Genomic DNA, 11,261 nt, shown 5'->3' with positions numbered 1-11,261 from the left:
CCTTGGCCTTGAATGCCGCTGAGTGATTGCGGCGGGGTCTTTTGCTCATGTCGTCTGCTCCTGTCATCCGGGCTCTGTCCTCGCCCATGGGAGCAGCCTATCCACTTTGCGGCGTGTTCAGATTTGCGCGGCCGGCTCTCTATCCTCTGGAAACCTGAACCGAATTTGAATTGCGTCTCGCTATGCAGGGCTCACTGGACCCCGTTCGGTCATTTGCCGCTCACCGCCCCCTACAGCTCATCGAGGCTGTGGGGCTTGAGAGGCAAGGCGAATTCACCGCTCCCCGATCCCGTGGTCACGCCGATATCCCCGTACCGGATCGGCCAGGCGACCAGGGCGAAGCCGGCGGGCATGCGGTTGCCGATGACGTACCCGGTGCATCCTTGCCCTGGGCCGCCAGGATCTTGTAGTGATAGCCGTGATACCCCTCGCCCGGCTTCTCGCCGCCGAACTGCGGTCCCAGAGGATTCCCGCCCTGCGCGTCGTCAGGCAAGAACGTCTTGCCCGGTGAGCTCATGAACTTGGGTGCGTGGGCGTCGAAGTAGGCCTGCACCGCCTGCATGGTGGCCAGTCGTGCTGTTGCACGCGGAAGCGGATTGACGTGCCAGCTCCTGTCCTGTGCTGAACCTTTGCGTGAATGCGCGACTCGACTTGGGAAACTGGGACAGTTGTTGCTGACACGGAAATAGCGCAGTTGTCCCGCTGCGGGACTTTTGTCTGGCTCAGTGATCTCGGCGAGTCCGATTTTCAAACTGACCGGTCGCTTGCCTGGATTTGCAGCAAGCTTTTCCGCCCTCCCCCGTCGAGCCGCTGACTTTCCCTCGCAAGCAGCAGTGGCACGTCGTTTGCTCTTCCCACCGGCCGCGCGCGTCCAGCGGTTCGCGCGCGGCCCTCCGCAATCTCAGGAGCCCTGGCCATGACGAAAGAATTCGAATTCGTTCCTCAAGACCTCGCGCGCGTCGATCTGAACGATGTCTATGAACTACGGTACTGGTTGCGCGAACTCAAAGTCGGTGAAGGGCACCTTCGCGCCGCAGTGGCGGCCGCTGGCCCCGGTCTAGCGCAGGTCAAAAAATACCTCGGAATCCACGACAGCCCCGCGCAGTGGAGGTGGGGCCGACCCCGCTGATGCCTCCGCAATCCAAGTGCGACAGGCGTCTCCGGTGAACACCGATGCATTCTTTCAGATGCGCCGGTCGCGCCGAATCACTTTGCTTCTTGCGCTACGCAGTTGCAGCGCTGCCGGACGAGGCGCGGTCAAAGCGCCGCCGAGCTGTCCCGGTGAGTCTGCAGGAGGGGCTGCTACGCACAAGCGCTCATTCATTGCGTTCCTCGTTTCCCAGCTGAGCGTCTTGTCCGCTTTCGTCGAGACTCGGCTGCGCTTCGGGTGCAATTCGACATCCGCGGCCCGGTCTCTGACCGCGCGCACAGCGGCTTCGAGTTGGTCCCGGGTGACGTCGAGTTCACTGTCCGGGCGACGCCCCCCCGGGGGCGACCCGGTCTTCCCGGGTCTTGCTGGTCATAGGATTCACCTCCGTGGAGAGTCTGGAAGACGGGCTTCGATCGCGGCTATCGAACAGGGAAAAACGCGATAGAAGCGGGCATGCAGGCCGTGCGCTACACCGCTGCTTTTGCCTACATCACTTTGCGCAGACAAACCACCACCTATAGGCGCGCGAGTCGACAGCCTCTCGCACATGGCTCACCCGATCTTCTCGGTAATCCTGCGGCGGCCTGACCTGCTGGCGAGGCACTTGTCGAACCATGCCGAACTCATTGGTGCGGAGTTCGCGCAGGCAAAGCGCGCCCTGGTGCGCAAGGCAGCGGCCGGGTTGGGGGCAGGCGTATCGCTCCTGCTGGCGCTGGGACTTAGCGCCACCGCGGTCATGCTGGCCGTGGTTGAACGATTTCACTGGGCATTGATCGCGGTGCCAGGCCTCGCCTGGCTCATCTTCATCGCCTGCGCGGTAACCGCCGTCCGCGCGACGGTGCAGCCAAAAGCCGAGGAGGTCCGGGAACAAGTCGAAGCCGACCTCGACCTGCTTCGCCATGTTCGCACGGAGGCAGCGAATGACCGACAATGAAGGACCCCTGACCGCCAAGATGAAACTCGCGCTGTCACGCGCTGAATTGCTCGCTGCCATGGGCTACAGGGAAGTACTCGAAGGCCCCGTCGAGGAGCGCATCGAGCCTTTGACGCCGTTATCGACAGCTGCAGGTTCCCCATACCGATTGCGGCTCGCGCCACCATGGTTAGAACGCTACGCCCAGGTCCACCCCGACCGTCTCGTCGCGGGCGGCGCGGTTACGGGCGCGCTGCTAGTGCTTCTCATGCCTTGGCGACTGCTCGTGGCGGCGACGCTCGCCGGACTGCTTATCAAGACGCTAGCGTCCCCCGAGCCTGCAGCGCCGAGCACGCTGGTGCCTTAAGGCACCTTTTTCGTTCGCGGCATGGCACGGCACCTGCCCATTGCGACGTCACCTACGCGAACTGCGCATGCGCTCCCACAAACGCCGTCCCGAGAAGCGTCCGGCATCTTGATTTTCTGAAAGCGAACCGTCTGGTAGCCGTAGGCTCGCCAGTGGGGCGGCTTTCGCGACGCGATTCCGCGTTGCGCGCTGAAGTACACGGCAACAAGGACTCGGGATTGCATCGACCACCACCCGGGACCGAGAGGTCTACGACTCCGTCGACATGGCAAACCAGCGGTTCATCGAAGGACTGGACCACGTGCAGCTGCTTCGCAATCAGTAGGAACTGCGCCAGATCGACAGAGCACGGGACCGCATTCGCGAGGGCCGCTTCGGCATCTGCCAGCAATGCGACCAGCCGATCCCCTTCGCCCGGCTCCTGGTGCAGCCACTGCACAGTACTGCGTCGTGCACCAGGCGGAATGGGAGAGCACACACCCTTTCGAATGCGACGGGACCGGAAAGATCGTCTCGGGTATCGGCGGCGGTTGAATGGTGGGTTCCAAGCCTGCGCAGGGAGGAGGGAACCGAGAGCGCAGCGCCGGCGGCTAGAACGTCGACCGCCCGTTCGACGAAGTTGAACCGGAGCTAGGCCGCGACTGGCGCACGGCGCGCGGGGGTCCGGGTTGGACGGGGAATGTAGGAGGCACGCGACGCCCGACGCGCGACGCCTGGCGGCAGTGTCTGAGCGACCCGCCGACTCGGATCGCGTCGGGCGAACGCCTGGCGCAACTTGACGAGCGGACTGAAAGGGCTGCTCTTTCTTTGCGAACCCGGTTGGGCTACGTGTGCCGGGTCAAGTGACTTCCGACCCCGACCCGGGCGCTCGACTGACAAGCGAGCGATGGCGTTTGGGTAGGGTCCCTCCCATGCAGATGCAGTCTCAACAGTCTCAAGCCACCAGCTTCTCGCTGCGCGGCGTCGAACCAGACATGCCCCTCCCGGAGGCGCTCCTGGGCGCCCTGGAGGGCGCGGCCACCCGCCAAGGATTCGGCCTCGACGCCGCGCAGGCCCTGTGGCGCGCCATGGCGCTGGGTCAGGGCGTGAGGGGCCAGTTCGATCACCCGGAATTCGGTGGTCCGGGGCAGTGGATGCGGGGCGGAATGCTCATCATCGGAGACATGTTCAACGCGGCCCTCCTGGGGCGGGTTGCAGCCCTTTGCGAAGACCTGAGTCGCCTCTACGACGCACATCCAGAATGGCACGCGGCGAGGGCGCCCAGGTGCGGGCCCGCTGCGACGGAGTGGTGGCCCGAGGGGCTGCACTCGCCTGCCAGCAGCGGGGCGCAGAACGGCATCGGCTACGCCTTCTTTCCCGGGCAGCGGCGTCTCGCCATCCGTCGGGACGGGCGGGTCGAGCTCTACGACACGGGCGATCATCTGATCGGCGCCGTCTCGCAGCAGCAGGACCGCGCAACGTCCCTGAGCTTCGCCAGCCAGCGCGGGCCCGTTTCCCTCGGGGATCTTCTGCGCGTCGATACGCCGGCCAATGCTCCGGCCCCTGCACATGCAACGAGGCCCCCTGAGGCTCTCGCCGCCGAGCCGGCCGCGAATCTGGCAGTCCTGCCCCGCAATGAGCTCTTAGACACCATCGAAAAGCTCGCCGCGCTTCATGAGCGAGGCGTGATCACCGAGGCCGAATTCGTGGCGAAGAAGACCGAACTGCTGGGGAGGCTTTGATGGAGCCGCTGAAGCCGATGAAACCCATGAAACCGATGGAGCCCATGGAGCCGATGAAGGCCCCGACTTCGGGGTGGTGGCCCGCCGGACTGGGGTCGCCAGGAAGCAGCGGCTCGCAACATGGATGGCGCTATGCCTACTTTCCGGAGCAGCGCCGATTGGTTGTCGAACGCGATGGCCAAGTCGCGCAGTATGAGACCGGCGACCATGCAATTTCCGGCGTTCGGCAAAGTCAGGGCAGCAGCAACAACGCAGCCCCGGTGTTCACCAGCCAGCATGGCGAGGTGCGGCTTGGTGCCTTGCGGAAAGTGTCGACTTCATGACCGTCGCCGCCTTGGGGCCGATTTCAAAGGCGCGCGCCCGCTAGGCTGTCGACACGGCAGGCCATAGAGTGCAGGCTGTCAAGGCACAGATGGAGAGCTCTACGTCCAGCGCCGCCGAATATCCATGAGGACGTCATGCGCGCCGTGCAAATGGGGGCGATCGACGGTGATCCTGCTGGCCGCCTGATGGTCCTCACGCGCCGGTCGCGGTGACGGAGTGCGACTGTGCGCTGGCCGGGGTGGTGCGGCTAAACATGGCCCATTTCGCGGTCAAGATGTCTGCAGCGATCTTGGCCGCGTTGACGCCCGCGTACGCCTGGGCCGGGTCGAAGGCCTCGCGGTAACGCACGACTTCAGCGTAATCCTTGTCAAAGACCATGGGACCCAAGACCTCAGTGGGGTCCACTCCGGCCGGGAGCGCCAGAAACTTCTCCGGATCGGTGGCGCTCTGGTAAAGGTCGACACTCAGAAGGTTCATACGGCTGTCCCATCATTAGTGTTGGGGTCGATCACGAGCGGCATCAAGCTCCTACAGCCGCTCTGCGTTGTGGCGGTTTGGCTTTGACTACGGCGCTGAACAATCATCCTCTGACGGAGGACGGTGTGCAATCGGCGTCCACCTACAGACGAGCCCCGCACGGCGCGCCTCATGGGCGAGTCCTAAGCGCGCGGGAGTTTCAGCTCGAGGTGGAGCGGAGTGACGTCCATCATTCGGCCAGTTGATTCTTGCGGCCGGCGCCGAACAGCCCTGCGTGAGTGCGCGGCCTCGTAGGCTCAGTATCGGCCATGCAATCCGCCTGGGATTGGCCGGGATCCGCCCGGGTATTGGCCCGCGATCACTCTGCTAAGCCCGGATCGGCGCCGCTCAGCGTGGGCGGAAGCCCAGGCCACCCGAACTGTCCGACAAGAAGAGAAGACGAGCCGAAACCCGGACGACATCCCCTCGTTAAATCGGGAATGGGTGCAGCTGCTGGCGACTAATGTCAACGCGACCTTTGACAGCCACGGGCCGGCGTAAGGAGGAAAGGCGGCGGCCCTGCACCCAATGCCTCAGTGACGGGGCAGGTGCTCTCCTCCACTGTATTCGGCCCTGTCGGGCCTGCATGCGTGCTCAATTCCGAAGTCAAGAAGTGCTCACCGCGGCCGCCTTCGGCACCGGACCTCGCGGTCAATTGGCAGCCGGCAGCCGCAGATGCGCTGTCCTCACCATGGAGCTCTCACCCGGATAGGCTGGATTCGCGAAAGACCTGCAGCGCGGCGCCTGAACAGGCTACCCTTTCTGCCGATGGCAGAAGCAAGCGGGGCAAACGGCTATCCCTTGGCGAGGACAGTGCTCCAGGCGAGATCCGTGCCTTCACCGAACACCAATTGGATGATTTCGAACACGGCCATCTCCTACGATGTGGGGCCCGTGCACAGCGCGATCATTTCGGGCTCTTCTCACGGGGGGCGCGTTCCATGTACAGCATCGATTCCAAGCTCAAGGAAGTTGAACTCAGGCTGCTTCGACCGACACAGATGACCGTCGGCTTCAAGGAGGTCGAAAAGAAGCGCGATTCATGGAACAAGCTCGATGCCAAACGCAGGCGAATGGCCATGCGCCACCAACTCTTCCCCGTGCTCAAGGGACCGAAGAAGTCGTTCTACATCATTGATCACCATCACACTGCGGCCGCATTGGTCAAAGAAAAATCCGAGAGTGTGCTGGTCGGCGTGGTGAAGGACTTGTCACGACTGAAGCTCGAGGACTTCTGGATCTTCATGGACCACTACAGCTGGGTGCATCCGTACGATGAAGATGGCAAGCGTTGCGGGTTCGAGAAGATTCCGAGCAACTTCGAGGAACTCAGGAACGACCCGTATCGAAGCTTGGCGGGTGAAGTGCGCGACGCCGGCGGTTTTGCGAAGTCCGACGCGCCCTTCCTCGAATTCCTGTGGGCCAACCATTTTCGCGGCGCCATTCCGAGAAAGCTGATGGACGATGCGCCCCAGAAGGCGCTGCGCCAAGCTCTGGCATTGGCCCGTTCGAAAAAGAGCTCGCATCTACCCGGTTGGCCGGGCCACGTTTGACAGTGGTGGTTCGGAATCACTGCGAGTTGACTATTCGGTGCGCGATGTATGGGACCCCGGATCGAGCGACCGCTCTGCCTCAAGCCAGTCGTCCAGCTCGTGACCAGCCTGTCGGCCTCGCCGCTCCCACGCGGCATATGCGGCAGCCCGGATACGGGCTTCGTGATCGTCGTCAACGCGCGCCGCCCCTGACCGTGATGGATCAACCTTCGGGTCGATGCCATGGATTGGCCGGTTCGTCACATCCTCGCCGATCGACACGACCTTGCTTTCGTTGGCCTCGTCTCGAAACTCTGCCGGCGCAGTCTCGGTGGCTCGCTCCATGTTTCGCTTGACGGCCTCCCGTTCCGACTCGATGCCGTTCTGCTGGTTCTGCGTCTTCATGATGGCTCCTGACGAAAGAGAGATCGCCGCGACTGCGGTATCCACGCGATGAAAGCCTCCATTCGGGTGCCGTGCAATCCGTGGGGCGCGCACGTGAATGTAGGGCGTGTCCCGCGCCCATCGCTCTGGTTTTTGTGATGGTCGAACGTAGGGCTCTGCGATTCCGTGACCATTTCAGCCGCCGGTCAAGCCCTCAGCTGCGAAGGCACGTCAGTCGAAGCTGTCATGACATCCTCAACCCTCCGATGGGGCCGCGATCTGCCACTTTAGATGCACTCTGCCCCTGGCAGGCGGCGTTGTCCTATAGAAGAGCAAGTCGGCAGAGCAGACGCTCTGCTTTTTCCTAGGAGTCGCACATGAACATCATTATCTGGCTCATCGTCGGCGGGATCATTGGCTGGTTGGCCAGCCTGATCATGAAAACGGACGCCCAGCAAGGTTTGATTCTTAACGTTGTGGTTGGCGTCGTGGGCTCCATGATCGGCGGCTGGGTGATTGCGCCCCTGTTGGGATCCGGCACCGTCAATCAGAACGACTTCAGCGTCCGGGGGCTGGTGGCCTCCCTCATCGGTGCCATCATCCTCCTGGCGATCGTGAATCTGGTCCGCCGGGGCAGCGCCAGATAGCGTCCATAGTTTGCTTGACATTCGCCGGGGGGCGAGCCCGCAGAATCTGGCGTCTCGCAGGCGGACTGCTCGGCAATGCACGTCAACGCCGACGGCTGGCAATTCCGTGCGTTGGCGGATGTCTTGGGGAGATGCTCGGCCCGGCTTCAACCTCAGAACGCTGCTCGCCTGCCCCATGTTGTCCCCCGGGCGTAACGTTCGCGGTGAACTGGGCTTGGTCAGAAGTTTTCGTCGAGGATCAACAGGGCCTCACCATTGCCAATAGGGTCATCGACCCAGCGCGTTGCCTGTTGCAGAATGTGATGGACTGGTCGGACCCGCCGGCGCGAACCTGCCATTCGCAGACATGCTCAAGCCATGGCTGTTGATGTCGCCCCCGGTCTGCAGGTCGTAGGTGACCACGCTGTAGCCCGCGGCGAGCGCGCCAGATGCATCGAAGAGGGCTGATGACCGTTCTCTGCGCGTTGCGTCCCCAGATCTCGCTGCGCCCCTGACGGGCGACACTCCGCCTTCCACGACTCCAGTCGCACCGGCGGCCGCAGCCGATATGAAGGGCATGCCCTTGGGTGTGCGGCACTTCGAACTCGTGCGCGGGAGCGAGATCGGCTTGATGCGAGGCCGAAAAGGTGCCCTTCTGACGCACCCCTCGCCGCGGGCCGGATCGCGTCCACCGACTGTGGCATGAAAGACTGCGTTGAGCGCATCGGCGAAGCAATCTTCGTCGGTCAGGATGTTACGAATGCATCGCGCAAGACACGGTGAGTCGCGGCCATCCCACTTTGGGCCGCTACCCACTTGCGATGCAGTACAAACTGGAGGCTGTAAACTCGAAAAACAAACTGTGTTGCGTATTTCTGAAAAACAGCCTATAGTTTGTAATCGCAAAAAACAGCTCAAAAATTGTATGCCTGACTTCGTCGTTCGCACGCCGGAGCAGTTGCCCGGCCTCCTCCAGGCGTTTCGCAAGCAGACCGGCATGACCCAGGCCGAGGCCGCCGTTCGACTGGGGGTGACCCAGCAGACGATGTCCGCACTGGAGCGGAACGCGGAGAAGGTCAGCGCTGCCCGCATGATGAAGCTGCTGAACATCTTGGGTGTTGAGCTGGTACTGCGCAAGGACGAAGCACCCGCAGCTCCCCAGTCGGCCAGCGCCGGCGACTCCACTCCGATCTGGTAAGCCCATGGGTCGCCGTTCTCATACCCAAGCGCTCGGCCTCTGGATGAATGGGGCCCGCGTAGGCACCTGGCGCATCCAACCTCAGACAGGCGACGTCCTGGAGTACGACGCGGAATGGGCCGTTGCGAAGCAGGGCCGCCCCCTGTCACTGTCCCTCCCCTTCATGCCGGGTGGTGCGCCCCATCGCGGCGACCGAGTTCGAAACTACTTCGAAAATCTGCTGCCCGACAGCGACGACATTCGAGCCAGGATCGCGAGGCGGTATCAGACCAAGTCGACCGAGGCCTTCCGGCTGCTCGCCGAGATTGGACGCGACTGTGTAGGCGCATTGCAGATTCTTCCGAACGGCGAAGTCCCGGCAGGCGTGGGGCCAGTGCAGGCCTCACCTTTGGATGAGAGCATGGTCGCGCAGGTGTTGCGCAACACCGTGTCGCCTGCTCTCCAAAGTCTTGGCGACGATGACGACACGTTCCGGATTTCGATCGCGGGCGCCCAGGAGAAAACTGCACTCCTGCGTTTCGATGGCAGATGGTGCATGCCCCACGGGGACACGCCCACAACGCACATCTTCAAGCTCCCACTGGGCCTGGTTGGCGGGATGAAGTACGACATGAGCGGCTCAGTCGAAAACGAGTGGCTCTGTTCCTTGATCCTGAAGGCCTACGGCCTTCCGGTGGCCGCTTGCGAGCCGCTGGAGTTCGAGGACGTGAAGGTCTTGGCGGTGGAGCGCTTCGACCGCAGCTCGTGGAAAAGCCCCGCAGGCGACATGCGGCTCATCCGACTTCCTCAGGAGGATATGTGTCAGGCCAAGGGGGTGTCACCGTATGCAAAGTACGAGGCGGACGGTGGCCCGGGCATTGACAGCATCATGGAGGTGCTGGATGGGTCGATGTCCCGCGAAGATGACAGGCGGATCTTTTTCCAGGCGCAAGTGCTCTTCTGGATGCTCTGCGCCACCGATGGGCACGCGAAGAACTTCAGCCTGTTTCTGCGGCCTGGGGGCCGATACCAGCTCACGCCACTGTACGACGTGCTGTCGGCCTACCCGATCCTCGGCGATGGACCGGGGAAGCTGTCCCCTTTCAAGGCCAAGATGGCTATGGCGATCCGCTCCAAGAATGCGCACTGGAAGATGCGCGAAATCCTGCGCCGACACTGGCTGGCTGTCGGTGAGCGGCACGGGGTGACGACCCCGGACGGACGCGGCTCGGCTTTGGTGATCGACGACTTGGTGAAGCGCACGCCGCAGGTGATTCATCAGGTGCGAGCGCAGTTGCCGAAGGATTTTCCGGAATCTTTGGCCGAACAAATCCTCAGCGGGCTTCAGGCAGCTTCCCGCATGATCTCGAACTGACGCTCACATCTTCGGTCGGGGCCTGATCGCTTTTGGTGGATCGCCGCTCAGAGCTTGGGCTTCCAGCGGCAGGCTGGCGCGGGCGATGCGGATCGGCTCGGGTTCGCCGGTAATCGTCACGACCAATCGCGCCCAGCCCTTGCCTGTCCGCCCAAAGACGGCCGTTCCCTCCACGCCGGGTGTGCGCACGGCGCGCAGGATCCGAGCGTCGTTGACGACGAAGTCCTCGGGCCCATAGACAAAGGCGACGGTCTCGGTGATCACCAGAGGATGGTACGTCCAACCCTCCTGGGACCAGGCTCGATCCTCGGCGCTCTCCGGCAATTTTTCGCATTTCTTGCGGCTGCGGGCGAGGTCCTCTGTCAGACTGGAACCGACAGCGAGATTGCTATTTGCCGACTTGAGACCGGTCGTGGAACCACTATATTTTTTGCGCCAAAGCAATGAGGAGGCGCTATGTCAATTGAAGTCTTGAGGCAGATCGCTGCCTCGCCCCTGCCGAAGTCGTTTACCGCGGCAGACGACGTGAACGCCGTCAGGATTCTTCGCCAGGCCGGTCTAGTGCTCGCGCTGGTCGACGAGCCGCCGGAGCGGGGCGCCAGGGTCCTTGCGATCACTGAAAAGGGGAAAGCCGAGCTTCTTCGGTTTCACTATCCGGAGGTACGCCGGCAAAAAGACCCCGTCCGAGTCAGCTGGCTGCAAATCGCGGCGGAGCGCGCGCGTGGGGCGATTAGCCCATCACGTCGCCGCGACGGATCATAAAAACGCTGTTTCACGAAAGGAGTTGACCATGTCTTCGGGATTGAGCTCCACACTGTCACGAGATGGGGGCCGGTACCGCGGATCCGCAAGCGCCCGCGCCAGGCGAGTCATGAGTGAGAAGGAGATCGCGGCGTACTTGGCCGCAAGGGACTCCCTACGCCGAATCAAGCGAACGTCCCCCCTATTCGCTGCGTGGTGCCCACCACGGTCGGGCTGAGCGACTGGCTAGGCTGAAAATCGACATTCCAGAAGGCCGCCTAGTGCAGTGCGCTCGAAATAGTGGAACTTAATAGATGCGGCACACTCCGACCTCGATGGAGGTCGCAGCCATGCGCATTGCCCCGAAGATCGAACTGGATGCCGCTGTTCAACGAGAGCTGACGGCCTTGGCGCGACGAGGCCGCGGAGGCCGCG

13 protein-coding genes and 1 pseudogene are annotated in these 11,261 nt (G+C 62.9%); 10 read left to right on the top strand and 4 right to left on the bottom strand.

Annotation, left to right across the window (positions count from 1 at the left end; all coding sequences use genetic code 11):
• Window positions 1–230: 230 nt before the first annotated feature.
• Window positions 231–517 (bottom strand): annotated as a pseudogene (locus AC1DF3_RS35755) (DUF2950 family protein).
• Window positions 518–916: 399 nt separating this feature from the next.
• Here AC1DF3_RS35755 and AC1DF3_RS35750 point away from each other — a divergent pair.
• The 5 genes from AC1DF3_RS35750 (at window position 917) to AC1DF3_RS35730 (ending at window position 4,474) form a co-directional block, all read left to right on the top strand.
• Window positions 917–1,129, top strand: a complete 213-nt coding sequence (locus AC1DF3_RS35750) for a DUF3606 domain-containing protein (RefSeq protein ID WP_478142632.1) — start codon at window positions 917–919, stop codon at window positions 1,127–1,129.
• A gap of 568 nt (window positions 1,130–1,697) precedes the next feature.
• On the top strand, window positions 1,698–2,084 hold the full coding sequence (locus AC1DF3_RS35745) for a phage holin family protein (protein WP_478142631.1): 387 nt from the start codon (window positions 1,698–1,700) through the stop codon (window positions 2,082–2,084).
• Window positions 2,071–2,430, top strand: a complete 360-nt coding sequence (locus AC1DF3_RS35740; protein WP_478142630.1) for a hypothetical protein — start codon at window positions 2,071–2,073, stop codon at window positions 2,428–2,430. The genes AC1DF3_RS35745 and AC1DF3_RS35740 overlap by 14 nt, the downstream gene beginning before the upstream one ends.
• A gap of 911 nt (window positions 2,431–3,341) precedes the next feature.
• A complete protein-coding gene (locus AC1DF3_RS35735; RefSeq protein ID WP_478142629.1) occupies window positions 3,342–4,151 on the top strand; it encodes an SHOCT domain-containing protein in 810 nt (269 codons plus the stop codon).
• Window positions 4,151–4,474, top strand: a complete 324-nt coding sequence (locus tag AC1DF3_RS35730; RefSeq protein ID WP_478142628.1) for a hypothetical protein — start codon at window positions 4,151–4,153, stop codon at window positions 4,472–4,474. Before AC1DF3_RS35735 ends, AC1DF3_RS35730 begins: the two co-directional genes overlap by 1 nt.
• A gap of 193 nt (window positions 4,475–4,667) precedes the next feature.
• Here AC1DF3_RS35730 and AC1DF3_RS35725 read toward each other — a convergent pair whose 3' ends face one another.
• On the bottom strand, window positions 4,668–4,952 hold the full coding sequence (locus AC1DF3_RS35725) for a hypothetical protein (protein WP_478142627.1): 285 nt from the start codon (window positions 4,950–4,952) through the stop codon (window positions 4,668–4,670).
• A gap of 980 nt (window positions 4,953–5,932) precedes the next feature.
• On the opposite strand from AC1DF3_RS35725, the gene AC1DF3_RS35720 reads away from it, so the two are divergent.
• A complete protein-coding gene (locus tag AC1DF3_RS35720) occupies window positions 5,933–6,544 on the top strand; it encodes a ParB-like protein (RefSeq protein ID WP_478142626.1) in 612 nt (203 codons plus the stop codon).
• Window positions 6,545–6,574: 30 nt separating this feature from the next.
• Here the strand turns inward: AC1DF3_RS35720 and AC1DF3_RS35715 are convergent, their stop codons facing one another.
• Window positions 6,575–6,928 (bottom strand): DUF2934 domain-containing protein, encoded by a 354-nt coding sequence (locus tag AC1DF3_RS35715; protein WP_478142625.1) that lies wholly within the window; start codon window positions 6,926–6,928, stop codon window positions 6,575–6,577.
• 356 nt (window positions 6,929–7,284) lie between these two features.
• On the opposite strand from AC1DF3_RS35715, the gene AC1DF3_RS35710 reads away from it, so the two are divergent.
• From AC1DF3_RS35710 to AC1DF3_RS35700, 3 genes are all read left to right on the top strand, one after another.
• Entirely contained in the window at window positions 7,285–7,554 is a 270-nt protein-coding gene (locus AC1DF3_RS35710) for a GlsB/YeaQ/YmgE family stress response membrane protein (protein WP_478142624.1), read from the top strand.
• Between the two features lie 904 nt (window positions 7,555–8,458).
• Window positions 8,459–8,731 carry a helix-turn-helix domain-containing protein gene (locus tag AC1DF3_RS35705; RefSeq protein WP_478142623.1) on the top strand — a complete coding sequence of 91 codons (273 nt, stop codon included), beginning with the start codon at window positions 8,459–8,461 and terminating at the stop codon, window positions 8,729–8,731.
• Window positions 8,732–8,735: 4 nt separating this feature from the next.
• Window positions 8,736–10,085, top strand: coding sequence for a type II toxin-antitoxin system HipA family toxin (locus AC1DF3_RS35700; RefSeq protein ID WP_478142622.1), 1,350 nt, complete (start codon window positions 8,736–8,738; stop codon window positions 10,083–10,085).
• Window positions 10,086–10,088: 3 nt separating this feature from the next.
• Here AC1DF3_RS35700 and AC1DF3_RS35695 read toward each other — a convergent pair whose 3' ends face one another.
• Window positions 10,089–10,349, bottom strand: coding sequence for a hypothetical protein (locus AC1DF3_RS35695; RefSeq protein WP_478142621.1), 261 nt, complete (start codon window positions 10,347–10,349; stop codon window positions 10,089–10,091).
• 192 nt (window positions 10,350–10,541) lie between these two features.
• On the opposite strand from AC1DF3_RS35695, the gene AC1DF3_RS35690 reads away from it, so the two are divergent.
• On the top strand, window positions 10,542–10,847 hold the full coding sequence (locus AC1DF3_RS35690; protein ID WP_478142620.1) for a hypothetical protein: 306 nt from the start codon (window positions 10,542–10,544) through the stop codon (window positions 10,845–10,847).
• The last annotated feature ends 414 nt before the right edge of the window (window positions 10,848–11,261 follow it).

The organism is Variovorax sp. 10N432, assembly GCF_056394465.1.
Note: the sequence above shows the minus strand (reverse complement) of the source record. Positions and strands in the feature narration are given on the sequence as shown.

Coding starts and splice junctions, on each gene's coding strand:
- AC1DF3_RS35750 (WP_478142632.1), top strand. CDS start 917: ATGACGAAAGAATTCGAATTCGTTCCTCAAGACCTCGCGCGCGTCGAT.
- AC1DF3_RS35745 (WP_478142631.1), top strand. CDS start 1,698: ATGGCTCACCCGATCTTCTCGGTAATCCTGCGGCGGCCTGACCTGCTG.
- AC1DF3_RS35740 (WP_478142630.1), top strand. CDS start 2,071: ATGACCGACAATGAAGGACCCCTGACCGCCAAGATGAAACTCGCGCTG.
- AC1DF3_RS35735 (WP_478142629.1), top strand. CDS start 3,342: ATGCAGATGCAGTCTCAACAGTCTCAAGCCACCAGCTTCTCGCTGCGC.
- AC1DF3_RS35730 (WP_478142628.1), top strand. CDS start 4,151: ATGGAGCCGCTGAAGCCGATGAAACCCATGAAACCGATGGAGCCCATG.
- AC1DF3_RS35725 (WP_478142627.1), bottom strand. CDS start 4,952: ATGAACCTTCTGAGTGTCGACCTTTACCAGAGCGCCACCGATCCGGAG.
- AC1DF3_RS35720 (WP_478142626.1), top strand. CDS start 5,933: ATGTACAGCATCGATTCCAAGCTCAAGGAAGTTGAACTCAGGCTGCTT.
- AC1DF3_RS35715 (WP_478142625.1), bottom strand. CDS start 6,928: ATGAAGACGCAGAACCAGCAGAACGGCATCGAGTCGGAACGGGAGGCC.
- AC1DF3_RS35710 (WP_478142624.1), top strand. CDS start 7,285: ATGAACATCATTATCTGGCTCATCGTCGGCGGGATCATTGGCTGGTTG.
- AC1DF3_RS35705 (WP_478142623.1), top strand. CDS start 8,459: ATGCCTGACTTCGTCGTTCGCACGCCGGAGCAGTTGCCCGGCCTCCTC.
- AC1DF3_RS35700 (WP_478142622.1), top strand. CDS start 8,736: ATGGGTCGCCGTTCTCATACCCAAGCGCTCGGCCTCTGGATGAATGGG.
- AC1DF3_RS35690 (WP_478142620.1), top strand. CDS start 10,542: ATGTCAATTGAAGTCTTGAGGCAGATCGCTGCCTCGCCCCTGCCGAAG.